General features: G+C 60.8%; 26 protein-coding genes. 2 read left to right on the top strand and 24 right to left on the bottom strand.

The genetic code is table 11. The features are described from left to right. Positions 1-36 precede the first annotated feature (36 nt). The 10 genes from PSH69_RS08155 to ccmA form a co-directional block, all read right to left on the bottom strand. Complete coding sequence (locus PSH69_RS08155) at positions 37-435, bottom strand: hypothetical protein (RefSeq protein ID WP_305411623.1); 399 nt, start codon at positions 433-435, stop codon at positions 37-39. A 14-nt stretch (positions 436-449) separates the two neighbouring features. Then, the gene (ccmI, locus tag PSH69_RS08150) at positions 450-1,658 is read right to left on the bottom strand and encodes a c-type cytochrome biogenesis protein CcmI (RefSeq protein ID WP_305411622.1); all 1,209 of its coding nucleotides are present in this window, start codon (positions 1,656-1,658) and stop codon (positions 450-452) included. Further along, on the bottom strand, positions 1,651-2,124 hold the full coding sequence (locus PSH69_RS08145; RefSeq protein WP_018925074.1) for a cytochrome c-type biogenesis protein: 474 nt from the start codon (positions 2,122-2,124) through the stop codon (positions 1,651-1,653). Before PSH69_RS08145 ends, ccmI begins: the two co-directional genes overlap by 8 nt. Continuing rightward, positions 2,121-2,657, bottom strand: a complete 537-nt coding sequence (locus tag PSH69_RS08140; protein ID WP_018925073.1) for a DsbE family thiol:disulfide interchange protein — start codon at positions 2,655-2,657, stop codon at positions 2,121-2,123. Before PSH69_RS08140 ends, PSH69_RS08145 begins: the two co-directional genes overlap by 4 nt. After that, positions 2,654-4,657, bottom strand: coding sequence for a heme lyase CcmF/NrfE family subunit (locus PSH69_RS08135; protein WP_305411621.1), 2,004 nt, complete (start codon positions 4,655-4,657; stop codon positions 2,654-2,656). Before PSH69_RS08135 ends, PSH69_RS08140 begins: the two co-directional genes overlap by 4 nt. 3 nt (positions 4,658-4,660) lie before the next feature. Next, positions 4,661-5,116, bottom strand: a complete 456-nt coding sequence (ccmE, locus tag PSH69_RS08130) for a cytochrome c maturation protein CcmE (RefSeq protein ID WP_007939191.1) — start codon at positions 5,114-5,116, stop codon at positions 4,661-4,663. Next, entirely contained in the window at positions 5,113-5,289 is a 177-nt protein-coding gene (ccmD, locus tag PSH69_RS08125; protein ID WP_007939192.1) for a heme exporter protein CcmD, read from the bottom strand. Before ccmD ends, ccmE begins: the two co-directional genes overlap by 4 nt. Then, a complete protein-coding gene (locus PSH69_RS08120) occupies positions 5,286-6,041 on the bottom strand; it encodes a heme ABC transporter permease (RefSeq protein WP_007939194.1) in 756 nt (251 codons plus the stop codon). The genes ccmD and PSH69_RS08120 overlap by 4 nt, the downstream gene beginning before the upstream one ends. Positions 6,042-6,121: 80 nt before the next feature. Further along, entirely contained in the window at positions 6,122-6,790 is a 669-nt protein-coding gene (gene ccmB / locus PSH69_RS08115; protein WP_007939195.1) for a heme exporter protein CcmB, read from the bottom strand. After that, positions 6,787-7,422: a cytochrome c biogenesis heme-transporting ATPase CcmA gene (gene ccmA, locus PSH69_RS08110; RefSeq protein ID WP_007939196.1), complete on the bottom strand. Its 636-nt coding sequence runs from the start codon at positions 7,420-7,422 to the stop codon at positions 6,787-6,789. Before ccmA ends, ccmB begins: the two co-directional genes overlap by 4 nt. 197 nt (positions 7,423-7,619) lie before the next feature. On the opposite strand from ccmA, the gene PSH69_RS08105 reads away from it, so the two are divergent. Next, positions 7,620-9,194, top strand: a complete 1,575-nt coding sequence (locus PSH69_RS08105; protein ID WP_305411620.1) for a flagellar hook-length control protein FliK — start codon at positions 7,620-7,622, stop codon at positions 9,192-9,194. Continuing rightward, on the top strand, positions 9,191-9,520 hold the full coding sequence (locus tag PSH69_RS08100; protein WP_018925069.1) for an EscU/YscU/HrcU family type III secretion system export apparatus switch protein: 330 nt from the start codon (positions 9,191-9,193) through the stop codon (positions 9,518-9,520). Before PSH69_RS08105 ends, PSH69_RS08100 begins: the two co-directional genes overlap by 4 nt. Before the next feature lie 117 nt (positions 9,521-9,637). Here the strand turns inward: PSH69_RS08100 and PSH69_RS08095 are convergent, their stop codons facing one another. The 14 genes from PSH69_RS08095 to flhA all read right to left on the bottom strand — a co-directional run bounded on the left by PSH69_RS08095 (position 9,638) and on the right by flhA (position 23,938). Continuing rightward, entirely contained in the window at positions 9,638-10,030 is a 393-nt protein-coding gene (locus tag PSH69_RS08095; protein ID WP_105339832.1) for a DUF2802 domain-containing protein, read from the bottom strand. Continuing rightward, entirely contained in the window at positions 10,031-10,516 is a 486-nt protein-coding gene (locus tag PSH69_RS08090) for a chemotaxis protein CheW (protein ID WP_007938663.1), read from the bottom strand. 74 nt (positions 10,517-10,590) lie between these two features. Continuing rightward, positions 10,591-11,457, bottom strand: a complete 867-nt coding sequence (locus PSH69_RS08085; protein ID WP_305411619.1) for a CheW domain-containing protein — start codon at positions 11,455-11,457, stop codon at positions 10,591-10,593. A 30-nt stretch (positions 11,458-11,487) separates the two neighbouring features. Next, positions 11,488-12,276 carry a ParA family protein gene (locus PSH69_RS08080; RefSeq protein WP_007938661.1) on the bottom strand — a complete coding sequence of 263 codons (789 nt, stop codon included), beginning with the start codon at positions 12,274-12,276 and terminating at the stop codon, positions 11,488-11,490. Between the two features lie 43 nt (positions 12,277-12,319). Further along, a complete protein-coding gene (motD, locus tag PSH69_RS08075; protein ID WP_370695253.1) occupies positions 12,320-13,216 on the bottom strand; it encodes a flagellar motor protein MotD in 897 nt (298 codons plus the stop codon). A gap of 12 nt (positions 13,217-13,228) precedes the next feature. Then, positions 13,229-13,969: a flagellar motor protein gene (locus tag PSH69_RS08070; RefSeq protein WP_305411618.1), complete on the bottom strand. Its 741-nt coding sequence runs from the start codon at positions 13,967-13,969 to the stop codon at positions 13,229-13,231. Then, positions 13,969-15,099 (bottom strand): chemotaxis response regulator protein-glutamate methylesterase, encoded by a 1,131-nt coding sequence (locus PSH69_RS08065; RefSeq protein ID WP_305411617.1) that lies wholly within the window; start codon positions 15,097-15,099, stop codon positions 13,969-13,971. Before PSH69_RS08065 ends, PSH69_RS08070 begins: the two co-directional genes overlap by 1 nt. 49 nt (positions 15,100-15,148) lie before the next feature. After that, entirely contained in the window at positions 15,149-17,401 is a 2,253-nt protein-coding gene (locus PSH69_RS08060) for a chemotaxis protein CheA (protein ID WP_305411616.1), read from the bottom strand. Between the two features lie 37 nt (positions 17,402-17,438). Continuing rightward, positions 17,439-18,227: a protein phosphatase CheZ gene (locus PSH69_RS08055; RefSeq protein WP_018925061.1), complete on the bottom strand. Its 789-nt coding sequence runs from the start codon at positions 18,225-18,227 to the stop codon at positions 17,439-17,441. A gap of 21 nt (positions 18,228-18,248) precedes the next feature. After that, on the bottom strand, positions 18,249-18,620 hold the full coding sequence (locus tag PSH69_RS08050; protein WP_167331167.1) for a chemotaxis response regulator CheY: 372 nt from the start codon (positions 18,618-18,620) through the stop codon (positions 18,249-18,251). A gap of 167 nt (positions 18,621-18,787) precedes the next feature. Further along, positions 18,788-19,528 carry an RNA polymerase sigma factor FliA gene (fliA, locus tag PSH69_RS08045; protein WP_018925059.1) on the bottom strand — a complete coding sequence of 247 codons (741 nt, stop codon included), beginning with the start codon at positions 19,526-19,528 and terminating at the stop codon, positions 18,788-18,790. Beyond that, positions 19,525-20,355 carry a flagellar synthesis regulator FleN gene (gene fleN / locus PSH69_RS08040; RefSeq protein WP_003222917.1) on the bottom strand — a complete coding sequence of 277 codons (831 nt, stop codon included), beginning with the start codon at positions 20,353-20,355 and terminating at the stop codon, positions 19,525-19,527. Before fleN ends, fliA begins: the two co-directional genes overlap by 4 nt. 116 nt (positions 20,356-20,471) lie before the next feature. Continuing rightward, positions 20,472-21,797, bottom strand: a complete 1,326-nt coding sequence (gene flhF, locus PSH69_RS08035) for a flagellar biosynthesis protein FlhF (protein ID WP_305411613.1) — start codon at positions 21,795-21,797, stop codon at positions 20,472-20,474. An 11-nt stretch (positions 21,798-21,808) separates the two neighbouring features. After that, entirely contained in the window at positions 21,809-23,938 is a 2,130-nt protein-coding gene (gene flhA / locus PSH69_RS08030; RefSeq protein WP_305411612.1) for a flagellar biosynthesis protein FlhA, read from the bottom strand. Between the last annotated feature and the right edge of the window lie 195 nt (positions 23,939-24,133).

The following is a 24,133-nucleotide window of genomic DNA, read 5'->3' as shown; positions in this document are numbered from 1 at the left end:
AAAGCAAAACGGCGATCCTCAGATCGCCGTTTCCATTCACTGCCCGAATTGTCTGCCCAACCCACCCGGTACACCATGAATGTCCGTCTCTTCCCATGGCCCGTTCGGGCTGATCGAGCGGCTCCAGCCGTTGTCCCAGCGGTAGTAGGTGCGCTGGCGGTAGAAGGTGTTGGTTTGATTGTCGAGGACGTAAACACCGAGTTTCGCATCCCAATGGCTGTTGCCCCCCGGTGGCGGGGCGAAGCTGGCGGAGGTGCGTGGCACCGGCTTCGATGGTTTGCCCGGCGTGACCGGTTTGCTCGGTGTGGTCGGTTTGGTGCTCGGCTGCGAGGGCGGGATTGGCGGCAACCGTTCCGGTTCGTACTCCTGGACCGCACACGCGCTTAGCCCCAAAACCATCATGCTGAGGAGAGTGATACGAGCGAAGGCGGTCATGGTGGCGTTTCCTGTTATTTATCCGGGCTGTCGATGGTCAGTTTTTGTGGCGCGGTGGTGCTGGTGGCCAAAGGTTGGCTACGACCGATCCATTCGCCGGCAGTCGGTTGGCCGGCGCGGGAGATGCGCGCAACCAGTTGGACTTCGGGGAAGTTCGACAGTTTCAACTGGGGCATCATTGCATCGGCATCGCCCAGCTCGACGGTCGCTGGCAGGTCGGCAACGGTCAGACGCTTGGCGGCCAGCGGCGCGGGTGGGCCGGAAATGGCGCGGGCGAAGATGAACACGCTGTCGCCGGGCTGGACCCTGGCTTTCAAGTCGGGCGCCAGATCGACACGCACCTTGAGCAATGCTGCAACCTTCACTGCCGGAGCCTGAACCTGAGCCACCTTGCCACCGCTGGCTTCAAGCTTCTCGGCGGCCTTGGCGATGCCGCCTTGCAGCGCGACACGGGACTGGTCTTCCGGCGGCAGTTGCACCAACAGACGATTCCAGTAGTCGATGGCTTCCTGGTAACGCTCGCCTTCGAAGGCCGCTATGCCCAGCAGACCGAGACTGGTGACCTCCTTCGGATCGGCTTTCAGTGCTTCGTCAGTCAGAGCCTGGACCTTGTCCGACCACTTCTTGCCATCGGCGAAGTATTGGGCCTGAGCCCACTGCCCGAGCAGTTCCGGCTGGCGACCGGCCAGGTTCACGGTACGCTCGAAGATCTTCGCCGCATCGCCGGGGCGGTCCTGAGCCATGTAAGTGCGGCCGAGGAAGTACAGGCCTTCGGCCGAATCCGGTTGGGCCGCAACCGCACGCTCCAGGCGACGGGTCATCTCTTCCATCGACTGCGGTGCCTGGGCGAACTCGCGGGTCAGCTCGACTTTGTCGCTGGCACCGAAATGCAGGTACAGCCCAAGGCCCAGCACGGGCACCAGAATTGCCGCCAGCAATGGCAATGGCTTGCCCATGCGCGACACTCGCGGTGCCTCGACGCCTTCGGTGTCGGCAAGCAGTTCACGGGCGGCTTCGGCGCGGCCGGCATTCATTTGTTCGGCGTTGAGTACGCCTTCTTCCTGCTGAGTCTGCAACTCAGCCACGCGCTCCTGATACAGCGCGACGTTAAGCGCCGTACGATCCTCTTCAAGCTGGGCGCGACGACCGCGCAGAACGGGGATCAGCAAAAAACTCAGGGCTACCAGAAGCAGCAGGCCTGCAGCGAGCCAGAAATCAATCATGCTTGGTTTTATCCAACAGGTGGTCGAGGCGCTCGCGCTCATCAAAAGAAAGCGTGTCCGGGCTGTCAGCGCGTTGCACGCGACGACGGCGGACGATCACGGCGATGATGACAAAACCGCCCAGCAGCAGGCCGGCCGGGCCGAACCAGAGCAATGCGGTCTTGGCATTCAGAGCAGGTTTATAGCGGACGAAATCACCGTAGCGGTCGACCATGAAGTCGATGATCTGCTGATTGTCCTTGCCCTCGCCGAGCATGCGGAAAATCTCTTTGCGCAGGTCGGCGGCGATCGGTGCGTTGGAATCGGCAATGTCCTGATTCTGGCACTTTGGGCAACGCAGCTCTTTGGTCAGCTCGCGAAAACGCTCGCGATCACCCTCTTTGGCGAACTCATAGGTATCGATGGCGGCGTGGGCCACGCCAGCCATGCTCAACCCCAGAACGGCGGCGGCAATCCAGCGCTTCATGGCTTGGCCTCGTCGACCAGCGCCTGATACTTGGCCGCCAGTTTTTCCCGCCAGACTTGCTCGTCGATCACCCCGACGAACTTGTCTCGGATGATGCCCTTGGCGTCGATGAAGAAGGTTTCCGGTGCGCCATACACGCCGAGGTTCAGGCCCAGGGTGCCCTCATCGTCACGGACGTCCAGTTGATACGGGTTGTGGAACTCGGCCAGCCACTTCAAGGCGTCTGCATTGGTGTCCTTGTAGTTGATGCCGTAGATCACCACGCCCTTCTCGGCCAGTTTGTTCAACACCGGGTGCTCGACCCGGCAGGAAATGCACCAGGTGCCCCAGACGTTGACCAGCGCCGGTTTACCCAGAATGTCCGCTTTGGTCAGGGTTTTGTCGCCCTGCACGGAGAGCAGGGAAAACTCCGGGAACGGCTTGCCGATCATCGCCGAGGGCAACTCGGCCGGGTTCAGGTACAGCCCCCGATACAGAAAAACAGCAACCACCAGAAAAATCGCCAGCGGCAACAGCATCAACCAACGTCTCATGCGGTGGCTCCCGTCATGCCGAGCGCTTCACGCACACGACTTTTTACCTTGACCCGATAACGGCGATCCAGCGCCGCCAGCAACCCGCCTACACCTGTGAGCAGCCCACCGAACCAGATCCAGCGCACGAACGGTTTGACGTGCACGCGAACCGCCCAGGCGCCCTCGCCCAACGGCTCGCCCAGTGCGACGTACAGGTCACGGGTGAAACCGGCGTCGATCCCGGCCTCGGTCATCATCGAGTTCTGCACGGTGTACAGGCGTTTTTCCGGGTGCAGCACGCTGACTTCCTTACCGTCGCGGATCACCCGTACGGTGCCCTTGTCGGAGGTGAAGTTCGGGCCTTCGAAGTGCTTGGCGCCTTCGAACACAAACTGGTAACCGGCCAGGCTCATGGACTCACCCGGTGCCAGGCGCAGATCACGCTCGGCGCTGTTCTGGCTCGACAACACGACACCCAGGGCGCACACGGCGATACCCAAATGCGCAAGTTGCATGCCCCAATAACTGCGGGTCAGGGTCGGCAGTCCTTTGATCAGGCCTTTGTGGCGAGTCTTGTCGAAAATGTCCCGCACACCGGCCAGCAACACCCAGGCAGCCAACATGAAGGTTGCCAGCACCGCCCAGTTGAAATCGCCGTAAGCAACACCCGCCACGACGGCCAGCGCGGCGCTGCCGAGTAATATCGGGGTCAGCATGCTCACCAGCCATTTGACCGGGGTGTCTTTCCAGCGCACCACCACGCCGACCGCCATCACTATCATCAGGATCGCCATCAACGGAATGAACAGCGCGTTGAAGTACGGCGGGCCGACCGACAGCTTGGCACCGGTCATCGCGTCAAGGATCAGCGGATACAGGGTGCCCAGCAGAATCATCGAAGCAGCCACCACCAGCACCAGGTTGTTGCCCAGCAGCAGGGTTTCCCGGGACCAGAGGTTGAAGCCGACATGGCTCTTGACCACCGGCGCGCGCAGGGCGAACAGCGTCAATGAACCACCGACCACAAACAGCAGGAAGACCAGAATGAACACACCACGCTCAGGGTCAGAGGCAAAGGCGTGAACCGAGGTCAGCACGCCGGAACGCACCAGGAAGGTCCCGAGCAGGCTCAACGAGAATGCGGCGATGGCCAACAGCACGGTCCAGCTCTTGAACACGCCACGTTTTTCCGTGACCGCCAATGAGTGAATCAGCGCCGTGCCCACCAGCCAAGGCATGAAGGACGCGTTTTCCACCGGGTCCCAGAACCACCAGCCGCCCCAGCCGAGTTCGTAGTAGGCCCACCAGGAACCCAACGTGATACCGATGCCAAGGAAGGCCCAGGCGACGATGGTCCACGGACGGGACCAGCGCGCCCACGCCGCATCGAGACGACCGCCCAACAGCGCGGCGATGGCGAAGGCGAAGGCCACGGAAAAGCCGACGTAACCCATGTATAGCATCGGCGGATGAACAATCAGGCCGATGTCTTGCAGCAGAGGATTAAGATCGCGCCCGTCCGCCGGCATCTGCGGCAGGATCCGGGCGAACGGGTTGGACGTCAGGATCAGGAACAGCAGGAAACCCGTGCTGATCATGCCCATCACCGCCAGCACCCGGGCCAGCATCACTTGCGGCAACTGTCGGGAGAACACCGACACCGCGAAGGTCCAGCCGCCGAGAATCAACGCCCACAGCAGCAACGAACCTTCGTGAGCGCCCCACACGGCGCTGAACTTGTAGTACCACGGCAGCGCGCTGTTGGAGTTGCTGGCCACGTAGGCGACGGAGAAGTCGTCCGCCATGAACGCATACGTCAGGCAACCGAAGGCGAACAGCAAAAACGCGAACTGCCCCCACGCGGCCGGCTGGGCCAGGCTCATCCACAAACGGTCGCCGCGCCAGGCACCGAGCAACGGCACCACGGCCTGCACCAACGCAAAACACAACGCCAGGATCATGGCCAGATGGCCGAGTTCGGGGATGAACAGCCCCGAGCTGTAAAGTGCGGAAGTCATCCGTTAGCCCTCCTTGGCTGGCGTAGGTGCCGACTGACCACTGTCTTTCAACGCCTTGGTCACTTCCGGCGGCATGTACTTCTCGTCGTGCTTGGCCAGCACTTCGTCGGCCACCACCACGCCATCAGCGTTGAGCTTGCCGAGGGCAACGATGCCCTGCCCTTCGCGGAACAGGTCCGGGAGGATGCCGCGATAGCTGATGGTCACGGATTTGTTGAAGTCGGTGACGATGAATTTCACGTCCAGGGAATCGCCGGAACGTTGCAGCGAGCCTTTTTCGACCATGCCGCCCGCACGGATGCGCGTGTCTTGCGGCGCTTCGCCATTGGCGATCTGGGTCGGGGTGTAAAACAGATTGATGTTCTGCTGCAGGGCGCTCAGGGCCAGGCCGACGGCAGCGCCGACACCGACCAGGATCGCGAGAATGATGACAAGACGCTTTTTACGTAGCGGATTCACTGGCCGTTCTCCCGGCGCAAACGACGCGCCTCTTGTTGCAGATACCGCTTGCGGGCCAGGATCGGCGCCGCCACGTTGAGGGCCAGCACCGCCAGGCAAATGCCATAGGCTGACCAGACATACAGGCCGTGATGGCCCATGGCGAGAAAGTCGCCGAATGAAGCGAAACTCATCGAGCGGCCTCCAGACTGTTCTGCACTTCGGATTTCACCCAGCTCGCCCGGGCTTCGCGCTTGAGCACTTCAAGGCGCATGCGCAGCAACAGCACCGCGCCGAAGAAACAGTAGAAACCCAACACCGTCAGCAGCAGTGGCAGCCACATCTCGGCGGGCATCGCCGGTTTTTCGGTGAGAGTGAACGTCGCGCCCTGGTGCAGGGTGTTCCACCACTCCACCGAGTATTTGATGATCGGGATGTTGATCACACCGACAATCGCCAGCACCGCGCAGGCCTTGGCCGCGCTGTCACGATTGCTGATGGCGTTGCCCAGCGCAATAAGACCGAAGTACAGGAACAGCAGAATCAACATGGACGTAAGTCGCGCATCCCAGACCCACCACGACCCCCAGGTCGGTTTGCCCCAGATCGCCCCGGTGACCAGCGCCACGGCGGTCATCCAGGCACCGATCGGGGCGGCGCATTGCAGGGCGACGTCGGCCAGTTTCATTTTCCACACCAGCCCGACAACGCCGCACACGGCCAGCATCACGTAGATCGACTGCGCCAGCATGGCGGCGGGAACGTGGATATAGATGATTCGAAAGCTGTTGCCTTGCTGGTAGTCCGGCGGTGCGAAGGCCAGGCCCCAGACCACGCCGACGCTAATCAGCAGCAACGCCGCGACGCTCAGCCAGGGCAGCAATTTGCCACTGATGCCGTAAAACCATTTGGGCGAGCCGAGCTTATGAAACCAGGTCCAGTTCATTGCTGTTTCCATCACGGTTGCTGTTCGTTATCACGAAACAGCCAAAGGGTCTTTACTGGTTAAATTTTAACCAGACCTCATTATTCGCCGACACTGATCTTCAGGCCAGCAGCTATTGCAAAAGGTGCCAGGGTTATCGCCAGGGCGGTCAGGCTACCAAGCCACAAGAGATAACCGGTCGCCGGCATGCCCTGCAATGCCGCCTGCAAGGCGCCACTGCCGAGAATCAACACCGGGATATACAGCGGCAGAATCAGCAGCGCCAGCAACAGGCCACCACGCTTCAATCCGACCGTCAGCGCCGCGCCCACCGCACCGAGCAGGCTCAACACTGGTGTACCGAGCAATAAAGAAAGCAGCAACACCGGCAGACAAGCGGCAGGCAAACCGAGCATCAGCGCCAGCAATGGCGCGAGCAAAACCAGTGCCAGGCCGGAAAAGGCCCAGTGTGCCAGCACCTTGGCCAGCACCAGAAGAGGCAGGGGGTGCGACGAAAGGACCCACTGTTCAAGGGATCCGTCTTCGAAATCACTGCGGAAGAGCCCGTCCAGCGAGAGCAAAACCGATAAAAGCGCCGCCACCCAGACCAGCCCCGGAGACAAGGTTTGCAACAATTGAGTCTCGGGACCGACCGCCAGCGGGAACAAGGAGACGACGATGGCGAAAAATACCAACGGGTTCGCCAATTCGGCGGGACGGCGGAACAGCAAACGGGCCTCACGGGCGACCAACAGGCCGAAAACACTCATACGGCCCAATTCCCCAAATCAATGTCGCGATAGCCGGCCGGCATCCGGCTCAGCGTGTGGTGAGTGGTCAGCACCACCATGCCGCCGCGCTCGCAGTGCGCGGCCAGGTGTTCTTCGAGTTGCGCCACGCCTTGTTTGTCGAGCGCAGTGAATGGCTCGTCGAGGATCCACAGCGGCGGGCTGTCCAGGTACAACCGCGCCAACGCCACACGACGCTGCTGGCCGGCGGACAGGGTGTGACAGGGAACATCCTCGAAACCGCGCAGCCCCACCGCCGCCAGCGCTTGCCAGATCGCCTCATGGGAAGCCGGTTGATGCAAGGCGCAGAGCCAGCTGAGGTTTTCCTCGGGGGTCAGCAGGTCCTTGATGCCGGCGGCATGGCCGATCCACAGCAGGTTGCGCGCCAGTTCGCTGCGTTGTTCGTTCAGTGGCTGGCCGTTGAGCAACACTTGACCGGCGGTCGGGTGCATCAAGCCACAAAGCAGACGTAACAGGCTGGTCTTGCCACTGCCGTTGGGACCGCTGATCTGTAACATTTCGCCACTGGCCAGTCGCAATTCGAGATTTTCGAAAAGCAGCCGAAGGTCTCGCTCACAGGCAAGGGCAACGGTTTGCAGGACAGGACTGGTCAAGGGTTCACGGGCCTTATGCGGTTCAAGTCGGCTCTGGCGCGGCCGTTAAAGAGATGCAGCATAGATGCTATGACGGCTTGTTCTAGAGAGCTGCGTCAATCAATTGCAATGTTTTCGCCACTCAGCGAAAGACGGGCGGCATTATACATGGCGTTCCCTACTCTCAAGAGTGCAATTTCCTCAGGTTGTGTCCGCGTATGACAGGCGAAATGAACATCCTCCCGCTCCCGCCAACCACCCCGGCGACTTCGCGTCCATTGGTGATCAGCGGCGAGTTGCTCAAGCTGCTGACGCCGATGGAGGGCCTGATCACGGCCGGTCAGACCGCCAAGGCTGAAGTGCTGTCGCTCAAGCAGGCGGATCAGACCTTTCAACTGTTGCTCAAGGTCACTCTCGACAGCGGCCGCCAGACCACGGTCCAGGCCACCAGCACTCAGCCGTTGCCCCAGGGTACCAGCCTGTCGATCACCCAGCCGTCGGCGGGCAATCTGGCGGTCACGGTGCAACAGGCCATCGCCTCCAGCGTCGCCACCCTCACCCGTATCGATACCGCGCAACTGCCGGTCGGCACCCTGCTGCAAGGCAAAGTGCTGACCTCTCAGGTGATGCCGCAGGTGCCGGGCCAGCCGACGGTGTTTCGCTCGATGGTGAGCCTGCTCAACACCGCGCTGAGCGGCAGCACGTTGAGCATCGACAGCCCGACGCCGCTGCGCATCGGCACCTTGCTGAGCGCCCTGGTGCAGGACACCCAGACCCTCAAATTCGTGCCGCTGAGCAGCCGTCAGGAACAGTTGGCGGTGACGCAACAATTGGTCAGCCAGCAAAGTCGCCAGGGTTCTCTGGATGGCTTGATCAAGGTCCTGCAAAATCTGCCACCGTCGGATCAGACCTCCAGCGACCTGCGCGCCGCCGTAGACAAATTGCTCGCCGGCCTGCCGGACGTCCAACAATTGAGTACGCCCAAAGGCCTGGCCCAGGCGCTGGCCAACAGTGGCCTGTTCCTCGAAGCGAAACTGCTGACCGGGCAAAACCCGACGCTGACGCCGGACATGAAAGGCGACTTGCTCAAGCTGATCGCCCAACTGACGCCGGGCCTGCCGGCCAACACCAATCTCAACGCAATCATCGCCGCCAACACCCTGGCCCAGGCCATGCCGAGTTTTGTGCGCAATGCCCTCGGCATGCTCGGGCAAGTCAGTGCCAAACCGTCGCCTACCAGCTTCCCACTGCCCGAGCGCCTGCTGCAAAGCGCAGAAGGCGAAAATGATCTCGAGCACCTGCTGCGCCTGGCTGCGGCGGCGGTTTCACGCTTGCAAAGTCATCAGCTGTCGAGCCTTGAGCAGACTGGCGTCACCAGTGACGGGCGGTTGATGAGCACCTGGCAACTGGAAATCCCCATGCGCAACCTGCAGGACATCGTGCCGTTGCAGGTCAAATTCCAGCGCGAAGAAGCCCCCGAAAAAGAACAACCGCGCGAACGCCGCGATGAACGCGAACCCAAGCAACCGCTATGGCGTGTCGAGCTGGCGTTCGACATGGAACCGTTGGGGCCGTTGCAGATTCAGGCCCAACTGATCAAAGGCAGCCTCTCCAGTCAGCTGTGGGCCGAACGGCCGTACACCGCGAGCCTGATCGAAAGCAATCTGGCCGCGCTGCGCCAGCGCCTGCTGGATTCCGGGCTGAACGTCGGCGATCTGGATTGCCACCTCGGCACACCGCCACAAGGCCCTCAAACCCGTCTCGAACAACGCTGGGTCGACGAAACCGCATGAACGAATCCACCGCACCGCGCCAGGCCATCGCCCTCAAATACGACGGCAGCCACGCCCCTACCCTTACGGCCAAAGGTGACGAAGAACTGGCTGAAGAAATTCTGCGGATTGCCCGTGACTACGAAGTGCCGATTTACGAGAACGCCGAACTGGTGAAACTGCTGGCGCGGATGGAATTGGGCGAGAGTATTCCCGAGGAGTTGTACCGCACGATTGCCGAGATCATTGCGTTTGCCTGGAATCTGAAAGGCAAGTTTCCGGCGGGGCATGATCCGCATGCGGTGACGGTGGAGAAGGACGTCACCGAGCGCGGGGATGATTATTGAATCTTTGTTGAATGTAAAAAGATCGCAGCCCCGTTTCACTCGACAGCTCCTACAGGGCGTACACCATCCCAATGTAGGAGCTGTCGAGTGAAACGAGGCTGCGATCTTTTGCTCTTCTCAGTTTCTGTGCAACTTGCTCATCAACTCCGCCTCAGCCTGGGTCAACCCGCAGGACTGAGTCAGCTCATCGACGCTGGCCCCCATCCCCACCAGACGCGCGGCCTGGGCGAATGAAAGGCTCGATGGATCACGCTGTTCCAACTGCGCCAGTTTGTCCGGCAACGGCCCGACCACCGCGCGCAGTTCGTGCAGGTCTTCCCCCATGCGCACATTGCCGTTCTGGTAGTCGTCGACGCGCTTGGCCAGGTCCTTGATGCGCTGATCACGCAGCGCATCGCCCTGAGCCTGTTGTGCGGCGATCTGCCTTTGAGCGCGGATGTACGCCAGGAACATCGCCAGCGTGCCTGCCCACAAGAGGAACAGGACAATCACAGCCACCTCAAGAATCAATCAGATACTCTCCAGTTCCGACCATTCTTCTTCGCTCATCATCTTGTCCAGCTCGACCAGGATCAGCAGTTCATTGTTCTTGTTGCACACGCCTTGAATGAACTTGGCGGACTCTTCGTTACCGACGTTCGGTGCGGTCTCGATTTCCGACTGACGCAGATAAACCACTTCAGCCACGCTGTCGACCATGATCCCGACCACTTGCTTGTCGGCTTCGATGATGACGATGCGGGTGTTGTCGCTGACGTCGACCGTGCCCAGGCCGAAACGCTGGCGGGTGTCGATCACGGTGACCACGTTGCCGCGCAGGTTGATGATACCCAGCACGTAGCTCGGGGCACCCGGTACCGGAGCGATTTCGGTGTAGCGCAGGACTTCCTGAACGCGCATCACGTTGATGCCGTAGGTTTCATTGTCCAGCTTGAAGGTGACCCATTGCAGGATCGGATCTTCGGAACCTTTTGCCGCCGTCGCCTTGTCATTCATACCCTGACCCCTCGAAAAACCGCCCTAGCGGTGTGTATTCAGTGCACCGGCACTTGAATGCCGATGCGTGTTTTTTATGTCGGTTTGTGGTTCGGCTTACTGCCGCCCATGTGCTTCGCCCCGCCGCTGGCGATCAATTCGGCCAGTGCGGCGACATCGAGCAAGGCGCACATGTGTTCAATCACCGTGCCGGCGAGCCATGGCCGCTGCCCCCGGTGACTTCTCCATTTGATTTCATTCGGGTCCAGGCGCAACGAGCGGCTGACCTGATGCACCGCCAGCCCCCACTCATAGCCTTGGACTGAAATAACGTATTGCAGGCCCTGGCGGAAATCGTCGCGGTAGCGGTCCGGCATGACCCAGCGTGCGGTATCCAGCACTTTCAGGTTGCCGGCCTGGCTCGGCAGGATTCCGAGGAACCATTCCGGCTGACCGAACAACGGCGTCAGCTCGTGGCCGGCCAGGGAATAAATCGAGCCCAGGCACACCAGCGGCACCGCCAGGGTCAACCCGGCGACATCGAACAACAGGCATTCGAACGGCTCGGCCGCCCAGGCCGGACGATCGTCATTTTCCACCGGAGGCGGCGTGTTGCTCGGCGGCAGATGAACTTCCACCACCGGCGGCACCAACGCTTGCAGCAACGGCGCAATCGTCGACACGGGCGCCAGAATCGGTGCCGGCGCTTCGATCACGGCCACCGCGGCCTTCGCCACTGGCACAACAACGGGAGCCGCGACCACTGCCGGCTTCTGCGCATCGCGCGCCTGCTCTTCGAGCACTGCCGCCTGGAACTCGTCCAGGGCAGCTTCAGCCTCGACAACCTCGGGCAGCGCCTCGACTTCAGGCAACAGTTCTTCGGTCGCGTCCTGCAGCAAGCCATCCAGATAAGACTGAAGGGCCAATTGCGGGCGCGAGGTGATCTTCACCGGCCGGGTCATGCGAATACCATCGTAGGAATCAGGCTCATCTCAAGCCACCTGCGGAACAAGTTGCTGGGCGAGCAGATGCTTGAGCAGTGCGCGGTAGGCGAGCACGCCGCGACTCTTGCCATCGAATTGCGACGGCGTCAGCCCTGCCCGGCTCGCGTCACGCAAGCGGGTGTCGATCGGGATGTAGCCTTGCCAGATTTCTTCCGGGTACTTGTCGCGCAGCACCCGAAGGGTGCCAAGCGAAGCCTGGGTGCGGCGGTCGAACAGGGTTGGCACGATGTTGAACGGCAACGCCAGTTTGCGCGAGCGGTTGATCATCGCCAGCGTGTTGACCATGCGTTCCAGGCCTTTGACCGCCAAGTGCTCGGTCTGCACCGGAATCACCAACTGCTGGCTGGCCGCCAAGGCATTGACCATCAGCACGCCGAGCAACGGCGGGCTGTCGATCACGGCGTAATCGAAGTCTTGCCACAACTGCGCCAGACTCTTGGCGATCACCAGGCCCAAACCGCTCTGGCCCGGCGACTGGCGCTCAAGGGTGGCCAGCGCGGTGCTCGACGGCAACAGGGAAATGCGTTCGTCACTGGTGGGCATCAACAGCTGACCGGGCAAGCCTTGCGGCACGCTGCCCTTGTGCAGAAACAGGTCGTAGCTGCTGTGCTCCAGGCTGTCGGGGTCGTAACCGAAGTAGCTGGTCATGGAGCCGTGGGGGTCGAGATCGACCACAACCACGCGCTTGCCCGCCTCCGCCAGTAAACCGGCTAAAGCAATGGAGGACGTGGTTTTACCGACACCACCCTTTTGATTGGCAACTGCCCAGACTCTCATTCGGATTGTTCCTCCCGGTCGAAAACGTCGACCGAGAAATAGCTCAACGTATTAATGCGGGTGACGGAGAATTGACGGCACTCTCGCGTCCCGGCGACTTGACCGGGGTCGGTGCAGTTTGTGTGCCAGCCCGCTTCAATGCGGCATCCGGTTGTGCATGAGCCGTTCCGGTACCGGTGAGGCTACGGCGTACATCAAGATTGCGTGACACCACCAACACCACCCGACGGTTGCGCGCGCGGCCTTCGGCGGTGGCGTTGTTAGCCACCGGCTGGAATTCGCCGTATCCCACCGATGCCAGACGACCAGGGTTCACGCCTTGCATCGCCAGCATCCGCACGATGCTCGCCGAACGGGCCGAGGACAGTTCCCAGTTGGTCGGGTATTGCGCGGTACGGATCGGCTGATCGTCGGTGAAGCCTTCGACGTGGATCGGGTTGTCGAAAGGCCGGAGGATCGCGGCGACCTTGTCGATAATGTTGAACGCAATGTCGCTGGGCATGGCGTCGCCACTGCCGAACAACAGGCTGGAATTGAGTTCGATCTCAACCCACAACTCGTTGCCGCGCACGGTCATCTGGTTGGAACTGATCAAGTCGCCGAACGCCGCGCTGATGTCATCGGCGATGCTTTTGAGTGGATCGTTGGCGGCCTGGGCGATGCCGGCGTCGATCTGCTCGCTGTCCTTGACCAATGGCTTGGCCGGGGTCACGGTCTTCGGTCGCTCTTCGCCGATGGGTATCGGCTTGAGGGCGCGGTCAGAGTCGGTAAACACCCCGATCAACGCCTCGGAAATAATCTTGTACTTGCCTTCGTTGATCGACGAGATCGAGTACATCACCACGAAAAACGCGAACAGCAAGGTGATGAAGTCGGCGTAGGAAACGAGCCAGCGTTCGTGATTCACATGTTCTTCAGGTTGCCTGCGACGAGCCATGATCCATTTCCCCCATCAATCCATGAAGCCCTGAAGCTTCAACTCAATAGAGCGAGGGTTTTCACCTTCGGCGATCGACAGGATTCCTTCCAGCAACATTTCGCGATAGCGTGACTGCCGCAACGCGATGGACTTGAGCTTGGCGGCAATCGGCAGCAGCACCAGGTTGGCACTGGCCACGCCGTAGATGGTGGCGACGAAGGCGACGGCAATGCCGCTGCCCAGTTGCGATGGATCGCCCAGGTTGCCCATGACGTGAATCAGGCCCATCACCGCACCGATGATACCGATGGTCGGCGCGTAGCCGCCCATGCTTTCAAAGACTTTGGCGGCTTCGATGTCGCGGCTTTCCTGGGTGTAGAAATCCACTTCCAGAATGCTGCGAATCGCTTCCGGCTCGGCACCGTCGACCAGCAGTTGCAGGCCTTTGCGCGAGTAGCTGTCGGGCTCAGCGTCGGCCACCCCTTCCAGCCCGAGCAAACCTTCCTTGCGAGCGGTCAGGCTCCAGTTCACCACGCGATCAATGCCGCCGGCCAGGTCCACGCGAGGCGGAAACAGAATCCAGGCAAGAATCTGCATGGCGCGCTTGAAGGCACTCATCGGCGATTGCAGCAGCGCGGCACCGATGGTGCCACCGAGTACGATCAACGCCGCCGGGCCGTTGGCCAGCGCGCCGAGGTGACCGCCTTCAAGGTAGTTGCCGCCGATAATGGCGACAAACGCCATGATGATCCCGATAAGGCTGAGTACATCCATCAGATGCAAGCCTCAACCAGATGCCGACCGATGTCGTCGAGGCTGTACACCGCGTCCGCGAGTTCGGCTTTGACGATGGCCATCGGCATGCCGTAGATCACGCAGCTGGCTTCATCCTGCGCCCAGATCGCACTGCCGCCCTGCTTGAGCAGACGCGCGCCTTCGCGACCGTCAGCGCCCATGCCGGTCAGTACCACCGCCAGAACTTTGTCGCCGTAGGACTTGGCCGCGGAACCGAAGGTAATGTCCACGCACGGCTTGTAGTTCAGACGTTCGTCGCCCGGCAGGATTTTCACCGCGCCACGGCCGTCGATCATCATCTGCTTGCCACCCGGTGCCAGCAGCGCCAGGCCCGGACGCAGGATGTCGCCATCCTCGGCTTCCTTGACGCTGATGCGGCACAGCTTGTCCAGGCGCTCGGCGAAGGCCTTGGTGAAGGCAGCCGGCATGTGCTGGATCAACACGATGGGTGCCGGGAAGTTGGCCGGCAACTGGGTCAGGACCCGTTGCAGCGCAACCGGGCCGCCGGTGGAGGTACCGATGGCGACCAATTTGTAGGCTTTGCGTTTCGGCGCAGGAGATGACGGAGCCGCTGCATGGGGGCGCGCCGCAATCGGTGCCGGTGCCGGACGCGCAGGCGCGCTGCTGCCGTAGCTGCCAACACTCGAAGGTGCAGGCGTCGGGGCTGGCGCAGCGACCGGTGCCGGAGGGGTGTAGGCACTGACACGACGGTTACTGCGCGAGATGCTGAGAATCTTCTCGCACAGCAGTTGCTTGACCTTCTCCGGGTTACGGGAGATGTCTTCGAAATTCTTCGGCAGGAAGTCCACCGCGCCGGCGTCCAGCGCATCGAGGGTGACCCGGGCGCCTTCGTGGGTCAGCGAGGAGAACATCAACACCGGGGTCGGGCAGCGCTGCATGATGTGCCGCACTGCCGTGATGCCGTCCATCATTGGCATCTCGTAGTCCATGGTGATCACGTCTGGCTTGAGGGCCAGGGCCTGATCGATCGCCTCTTTTCCGTTGGTCGCCGTACCGACGACCTGGATATTTGTATCCGCTGCAAGAATTTCCGAGACGCGGCGGCGGAAAAACCCCGAATCGTCCACCACCAGGACTTTGACTGCCATAAACACTCCGTTAGACGGGGCGAGGCTCTGGCGCCCCGCTCCCCCAGAATCAAATACGCCGTGCGGCGTAACGCTTGAGCATGCTCGGAACATCGAGAATCAGAGCAATGCGGCCGTCACCGGTGATGGTGGCACCGGACATGCCCGGGGTTCCCTGGAGCATTTTGCCCAATGGCTTGATGACCACTTCTTCCTGGCCCACCAACTGATCGACGACGAAGCCGATCCGTTGAGTGCCCACCGAAAGGATCACCACATGGCCCTCGCGCTGCTCTTCGTGAGCGGCGGAGCTGACCAGCCAGCGCTTGAGGTAGAACAAGGGCAGCGCCTTGTCCCGCACGATCACCACTTCCTGGCCGTCCACCACGTTGGTGCGCGACAGGTCGAGGTGGAAGATCTCGTTGACGTTCACCAGCGGGAACGCGAACGCCTGGTTGCCGAGCATGACCATCAGCGTCGGCATGATCGCCAGGGTCAACGGGACCTTGATGACGATCTTCGAGCCTTTGCCCTTGGTCGAGTAGATATTGATGGTGCCGTTGAGCTGGGCGATCTTGGTTTTCACCACGTCCATGCCCACGCCACGACCGGACACGTCGGAGATCTCGGTCTTGGTCGAGAAGCCCGGCGCGAAGATCAGGTTGAAGCAATCGGTCTCGCTGAGACGGTCCGCCGCATCCTTGTCCATCAAACCTTTTTTCACGGCGATGCCGCGCAAAACGTCAGCGTCCATGCCCTTGCCGTCATCGGAGATGGACAGCAGGATGTGGTCGCCTTCCTGTTCTGCGGACAGGATCACTTTGCCGCTGCGAGGCTTGCCCATCGCTTCGCGATCAGCCGGCTCTTCGATACCGTGGTCGACCGAGTTGCGCACCAAGTGGACCAATGGGTCGGCCAGGGCCTCGACCAGGTTCTTGTCGAGGTCGGTTTCTTCGCCGACCAGTTCCAGGTTGATCTCTTTCTTGAGCTGGCGAGCCAGGTCGCGAACCAGACGCGGGAAGCGCCCGAAGACTTTCTTGATCGGTTGCATCCGGGTCTTCATGACCGCGGTTTGCAGGTCGGCCGTGACCACGTCGAGGTTCGACACGGCCTTGGACATGGCTTCGTCGCCGCTGTTGAGGCCCAGACGAACCAGGCGGTTACGAACCAGTACCAGCTCGCCGACCATGTTCATGATTTCGTCGAGACGCGCGGTGTCGACCCGCACGGTGGTCTCGGCTTCGCTGGTTGGCTTTTCCGCGGGCGGCGCGGCCGGGGCACGAGCGGGAGCCGGCGCTGCGGCGGCAGCAGGCTTCGGCGCTTCGGCTTTTGGCTCGGGTGCTTTGGCCGCAGGTGCTGGCGCCTTGGCAACCGGAGTCGCTACCGAAGCAACAGCAGAAGCAGTGCCCACTTCAGTGAACTTGCCCTTGCCATGCAATTCGTCGAGCAGCGATTCGAACTCATGATCGGAGATCAGATCGCTACCCGCCGCAGCGGCGGTTGGCGCAGCCGGGGCGGGTGCCGAAGCGATGGCCGATTCCAGCGCATCGACCGCAAAGTTGCCTTTGCCATGCAGCTGGTCGAGCAGAGCTTCGAACTCGTCGTCGGTGATGTCGGAGCTGTCGCCGGCGGCTTTCGGAGCAGCCGGTACAGCAGGCGCTGCGGCCACTGCATCGGCGGCGAACTGGCCTTTGCCGTGCAGTTGATCGAGCAACGACTCGAACTCTGCATCGGTGATTTCGTCACTGGCGGCTGCATCGGCGGCAGGCTGCGAAACAGGCTGCGCAGTCGCTACGGGCGCCTCGGCCTGGGCCTTGACGGCGTTCAGCGAGTCCAGCAGTTGTTCGAATTCGTTATCGGTAATGTCGCCCGATTCGCTTTCGGCGACCGGTGCTTCAACCACTTCAGCGACCGGAGCCGGTGCGGCTTCCATTTGCGGCTCGGCCAGACGGGCCAGCGCCGCGAGTAATTCAGGCGTGGCAGCCGTGATCGGGCTGCGTTCGCGGACTTCGCTGAACATGCTGTTCACCGCGTCCAGCGCTTCGAGAACCACGTCCATCAGTTCCGAGTCGACGCGACGCTCACCCTTGCGCAGGATGTCGAACACGTTCTCGGCGATGTGACAGCACTCCACCAGCTCGTTGAGCTGGAGGAAGCCGGCGCCCCCTTTTACAGTGTGAAAACCGCGAAAAATTGCATTGAGCAAGTCCGCATCATCAGGTCGGCTTTCCAGCTCGACCAGCTGCTCGGACAGTTGCTCTAGAATCTCGCCGGCCTCAACCAGGAAATCCTGAAGGATCTCTTCATCGGCGCCGAAGCTCATTAAGGGGGTGCTCCTACAGGTCTAAAAACCCAGAAAACTAAAATCCAAGACTGGATAACAAATCGTCCACATCGTCCTGACCGGACACAACGTCTTCTCTTTTATCGGCATGAATCTGCGGACCTTCACCCTGAGAGAGATGTTTTTGTGGATCTTTTTCAGCCAGCATCGCCTCACGGTCATGTTCGATACCCGCAAAGCGGTCTACGTGACTGGCCATGAGCACGAGCTTGAGCAGATTGCTTTCAACTTCGGTGACCAATTGGGTCACACGCTTGATCACCTGACCGGTGAGGTCCTGGTAATCCTGGGCCAGCAGAATGTCGTTGAGGTTGCTCGACACGACGCGGTTGTCTTCACTGCTGCGTGTCAGGAAACCATCGACCCGCCGGGCCAGTTCGCGGAACTCTTCAGCCCCGACTTCGCGACGCATGAACCGTCCCCAATCCGTGCTCAGCGCCTGGGCTTCATCGCTCAGGCTGTTGATCAGCGGCGTGGCGTTTTCCACCAGGTCCATGGTGCGGTTGGCCGCGGCCTCGGTCAGTTTGACCACATAGGACAGGCGCTCGGTGGCATCCGTGATCTGAGACACTTCCTCGGCTTGCGGCATGTGCGGGTCAATCTGGAAATTGACGATCGCGCTATGCAGCTCGCGGGTGAGCTTGCCCACTTCCTGATACAGGCCGCGGTCACGGGTCTGGTTGAGCTCATGGATCAGTTGCACAGCGTCGCCAAACTTGCCTTTTTCAAGGCTGTCGACCAGTTCGACCGCGTGTTTTTTCAGGGTCGACTCGAAATCGCCCTGTGAAGATTCGTTATGCTCCATAGCTCCCCCGTGCGCAGTACATCAGCCGATGCGTTCGAAAATCTTCTCGATTTTTTCTTTCAACGCCTGGGCTGTGAAGGGTTTGACCACATAGCCGTTAACACCGGCCTGGGCCGCTTCGATGATTTGCTCGCGCTTGGCTTCGGCGGTCACCATCAGCACCGGCAGGTGCTTGAGCCTTTCATCGGCGCGTACCGCACGAAGCAGGTCGATGCCGGTCATACCGGGCATGTTCCAGTCGGTAACCAGAAAATCGAAGTTACCGCTTTGCAGCATCGGCAACCCGGTCAGCCCGTCATCGGCTTCGGCGGTGTTGGTGAACCCAAGGTCACGCAACAGGTTTTTTATGATCCGCCGCATCGTTGAGAAGTCATCAACGATGAGGATTTTCATGTTCTTGTCCAATTCGACCTCCAAGCAGTCTTAAACGCGTCCAGCACCTGGACGCGCCATTTCAATCAATCCGGCAAAGCACTCAATGACTGTCTGGAGCACAACAGATCGAGACCGGTGCAGTTCAACCCCACACCGGCTCCATTCGCAGTGTCCCCACACTGCCTTCAGCGCGCTCGCCACTCCCCCAAACGCCCCCGCAAACGGGCCGCGCACTGGCTGTGTAACTGGCTGACCCGAGATTCACTGACCCCCAGGACTTCACCGATTTCCTTGAGATTCAACTCTTCGTCGTAGTACAGCGCCAACACCAGTCGCTCACGCTCCGGCAAATTGGCAATCGCGTCCGCCAGCGCCGCCTGGAAGCGTTCATCTTCCAGATCGCGTGACGGCTCGAGATGAGCACTCGCGCCATCCTCATGCAGCCCTTCGTGTTCGCCGTCCTGCAACAGATCGTCGAAACTGAATAACCGGCTGCCCAGGGTGTCGTTCAAAATCCCGTAATAATCGTCGAGACTCAATTGGAGTTCGGCCGCAACTTCGTGATCTTTAGCGTCACGGCCGGTTTTAGCTTCAATCGAGCGAATCGCGTCGCTGACCATGCGGGTATTGCGGTGGACCGAACGTGGCGCCCAGTCCCCCTTGCGCACTTCATCGAGCATCGCGCCACGGATTCGAATGCCCGCGTACGTCTCGAAACTCGCGCCTTTGCTGGCGTCGTATTTGGTTGATACTTCAAGCAGGCCAATCATCCCGGCCTGGATCAGGTCTTCGACCTGGACACTGGCCGGCAGACGCGCCAGCAAGTGGTAGGCAATGCGCTTGACCAGTGGCGCGTAACGCTCGATCAGCTCGTACTGCGCGTCACGTGCCGACTGCTTGTAGAGGTTGTAACCGCTGGCTGTCATAGCACGGGTCCTGCCGTTTGTTGCACGAGGCGCTCGACGAAAAATTCCAGGTGCCCGCGCGGGTTGGCCGGCAGTGGCCAGGTATCGACTTTCTGCGCAATGGCCTTGAACGCCAGGGCGCACTTGGAACGCGGAAAGGCTTCATACACCGCGCGTTGCTTCTGCACGGCCTTGCGCACGCTTTCGTCGTAAGGGACTGCGCCGACGTATTGTAAGGCGACGTCGAGGAAGCGATCCGTGACCTTGGTCAACTTGGCGAACAGGTTGCGGCCTTCCTGCGGGCTCTGCGCCATGTTGGCCAGGACGCGGAAGCGGTTCATGCCGTAGTCGCGGTTAAGCAGTTTGATCAGCGCGTAGGCGTCGGTGATCGAGGTCGGTTCGTCGCACACCACCAGCAAGACTTCCTGGGCGGCGCGCACGAAGCTGACTACCGAGTCACCAATGCCCGCAGCGGTGTCGATCACCAATACGTCGAGGTTGTCGCCGATATCACTGAACGCCTGGATCAGGCCGGCATGCTGAGCCGGGCTCAGATGAACCATGCTCTGGGTGCCGGAGGCGGCCGGGACGATGCGGATACCGCCAGGCCCTTGCAACAGCACGTCGCGCAGCTCACAGCGGCCTTCGATCACGTCGGCCAGCGTGCGTTTGGGTGTCAGTCCCAACAGAACGTCGACGTTCGCCAGCCCCAGATCGGCATCCAGCAGCATGACGCGCCGGCCGAGCTCAGCTAGAGCCAGGGACAAGTTCACTGACACGTTAGTCTTCCCGACGCCACCTTTGCCGCCGGTCACCGCGATCACCTGTACGGGATGCATGCTGCCCATGTTATTTCTTTACCTTGTCTTACTTAGACGGAGGCCACATTACTGGCTGCGCGTTCACCATCGGAACAATGCATGGCAGACCATCGATGTAGGTACAAAAAATGTTCATTAACACCTCAGCCAACCTGCTTGGTCGGGCTGTGGTAAATATCAGCGAACATGTCAGCCATGGCTTCTTCGCTGGGTTCTTCCTGCATTTGTACGCTAACGGCGCGGCTGACCAACTGATGACGACGTGGCAGATGCAAATCATCCGGAATCCGTGGACCATCGGTCAGGTAAGCCACCGGCAACTCATGACTGATCGCCAGGCTCAACACCTCGCCCAGACTTGCCGTTTCATCCAGTTTAGTCAGGATGCAGCCGGCGAGGCCGCAGCGTTTGTAACTGTGATAAGCGGCAGTTAGAACCTGTTTCTGGCTGGTGGTTGCCAGGACCAGATAATTTTTTGATTTGATGCCGCGCCCGGCCAGGCTTTCGAGCTGCATCCGCAGTGCCGGATCGCTGGCCTGAAGGCCGGCGGTATCGATCAGCACCACGCGTTTGCGCAGCAAGGGCTCCAGCGCCTGCACCAGGGATTGACCCGGATCGACGTGGGTCACCGACACGTTAAGGATCCGGCCCAGCGTCTTGAGCTGCTCCTGGGCACCAATGCGATAGCTGTCCATGCTCACCAGCGCGATGTTCTGCGCGCCGTACTTGAGCACATAACGGGCCGCGAGCTTGGCCAGTGTGGTGGTCTTGCCCATGCCGGCCGGGCCGACCATGGCAATCACCCCACCCTCTTCCAGTGGCTCGATTTCCGGGGTAGCGATCATCCGCGCCAGGTGCGCGAGCAACATGCGCCAGGCCTGACGAGGCTCTTCAATGTCGGTAATCAGCGCCAGCAGATCGCGCGACAACGGGCCGGACAGGCCGATACGCTGCAGACGACGCCAGAGATTGGCCTGGGCCGGACGGCTGCCTTGCAGCTGATTCCAGGCCAGCGAGCCAAGCTGCACTTCCATCAGTTCACGCAGGCTGTTGAGCTCGAAACGCATCGAATCGAATGCGCGCGGATCGACACCGGGCGCCGCAGCAGGCGCGGGGGCCGGACGCCGAGGTTCGGCGAGCGCCGGTTCGATCAGCGGTTCGGCGGCGGTCAACGGCAGGCCGGCGAACAACTGGCGATTGGTGGTCTTGTCGCTCTCGCCATCGCCGCGCAGGCTCAGTTCGGCCTGGGCGGTGACGATCCGCGACTGGGTCTTGCGCAGCTCATCCTCAAGTTCCATGTTCGGAACACGCGGGGCCAGCGCCGACAATTTGTAATCCAGGGCAGCCGTCAACTCGACACCGCCGGCGATCCGGCGATTGCCAATGATGGCGGCATCAGCGCCCAACTCATCACGAACCAGTTTCATGGCCTGACGCATATCGGCGGCGAAAAAACGCTTAACTTGCATAAACCACTACCTCAGCCGTTGGGCCCTACTGTCGCAACGATGGTCACTTGCTTGTTGTCAGGAATTTCCTGGTAAGCCAACACGTGCAAACCCGGCACTGCCAGCCGACCGAATCGCGAGAGCATCGCGCGAACCGGACCGGCTACCAGCAGAATCACCGGCTGACCTTGCATTTCCTGACGCTGCGCCGCATCGATCAACGAGCGTTGCAGTTTTTCCGCCATGCTTGGCTCCAGCAGAACGCCCTCTTCCGAGCCTTGTCCTGCCTTCTGAAGACTATTGAGCAATATTTGTTCCAACCTTGGTTCCAAGGTGATCACAGGCAGCTCCGACTCAGTGCCTACAATGCTTTGCACGATTGCACGGGATACGCCGACGCGCACCGCGGCCACCAAAGCGGCGGTATCTTGACTCTTGGCGGCGTTGTTCGCGATGGCTTCGGCGATGCTGCGAATGTCCCGCACCGGCACCTGTTCGGCCAGCAACGCCTGCAAGACTTTGAGCAGTTGCGACAGCGAAACCACCCCCGGCACCAACTCTTCGGCCAGTTTCGGTGAGCTTTTGGCCAGCAATTGCATGAGTTGCTGGACTTCTTCGTGGCCGATCAGCTCGCTGGAGTGCTTGTACAGAATCTGGTTCAAGTGGGTCGCCACCACCGTACTGGCATCGACCACGGTGTAACCGAGGGATTGCGCCTGGGCACGCTGGCTGATTTCGATCCACACCGCTTCCAGGCCAAAAGCCGGATCTTTGGCGGTGATGCCATTGAGCGTGCCGTAGACCTGACCCGGGTTGATCGCCAGTTCGCGCTCCGGGTAAATCTCCGCTTCAGCCAGGATCACGCCCATCAGGGTCAGGCGATAGGCGCTAGGCGCCAGGTCGAGGTTGTCACGGATATGCACAGTCGGCATCAGGAAGCCCAGGTCTTGGGAGAGCTTTTTACGCACCCCCTTGATCCGCGCCAGCAACTGCCCACCCTGGTTGCGATCCACCAGCGGAATCAGGCGGTAGCCCACTTCCAGGCCAATCATGTCGATCGGCGTCACGTCATCCCAGCCAAGCTCCTTGGTTTCCTGAGCCCGGGCCGGCGACGGCAGCAACTCCTGCTGACGCTTGACCTCTTGCAGGGCCTGAACCTTGACCGCGTTCTGTTTCTTCCAGAACAGATAAGCGCCACCGGCCGCCAGGGCTGCCATGGACAGAAAGGAAACGTGCGGCATGCCGGGCACCAGGCCCATCACCGCCATCAAGCCTGCGGCCACCGCCAAGGCTTTCGGCGAGGCGAACATCTGACGATTGATTTGTTTACCCATGTCTTCCGAGCCGGAAGCACGGGTCACCATGATCGCGGCGGCGGTCGACAACAGCAGTGATGGCAATTGCGCCACCAAACCGTCACCGATGGTCAACAGCGCATAAACCTTGCCGGCATCACCAAAGCTCATGCCGTGCTGGAAGATACCCACCGCCATGCCGCCGATCAGGTTGATGAACAGAATCAGCAGACCAGCGATGGCGTCACCGCGCACGAACTTGCTGGCACCGTCCATGGAACCGTAGAACTCGGCCTCCTGGGCGACTTCCATCCGGCGCAGTTTCGCCTGGCTCTGATCGATCAGGCCGGCGTTCAAATCGGCGTCGATCGCCATCTGTTTACCGGGCATCGCGTCGAGGGTGAAACGCGCGCTCACCTCGGAAATCCGCCCGGCGCCTTTGGTTACCACGACGAAGTTGATGATCATCAAAATCGCGAAGACCACGATACCGACCACGTAGTTACCGCCGATCACCACTTCACCGAAGGCCTGAATCACCTTACCGGCGGCGGCATGGCCGTCCTGACCGTGGAGCATCACCACCCGCGTGGAGGCCACGTTCAGCGCCAGTCGCAGCAACGTCGCCACCAGCAGAATGGTCGGGAACACCGCAAAATCCAGCGGCCGCAAGGCGTATACACAGACCAGCAACACAACGATGGACAGGGCAATGTTGAAGGTGAAAAACACGTCCAGCAGGAACGGCGGCACCGGCAACATCATCATGGCCAGCATGACCAGCAGCAACAGCGGCACACCCAGATTGCCCCGACTGAGGTCGGCGACGTTTGTGCGGGCACTGTTGATTAACTGAGAGCGATCCACCGGTTTTCCCCGTTCCTTTAAAGCAAACTTTTGACGCCTGAAGCAGGCGCAGGGCGGCTATTGCAAGAAGCCTTCCAACTTTTGCCAAGGAGGGAAATAGAGAGATTTGTTGAGGCCGGGGTAGCAGCTGCCGAGCTGCGCGAGGCTGTGTTCGGCTGCGTAGCAGTCGCAAATCCTTTGCGAGGACTGCGTCCT

This window comes from Pseudomonas sp. FP1740 (assembly GCF_030687165.1).
Classification (GTDB): Bacteria; Pseudomonadota; Gammaproteobacteria; order Pseudomonadales; family Pseudomonadaceae; genus Aquipseudomonas.
Note: the sequence above shows the minus strand (reverse complement) of the source record. Positions and strands in the feature narration are given on the sequence as shown.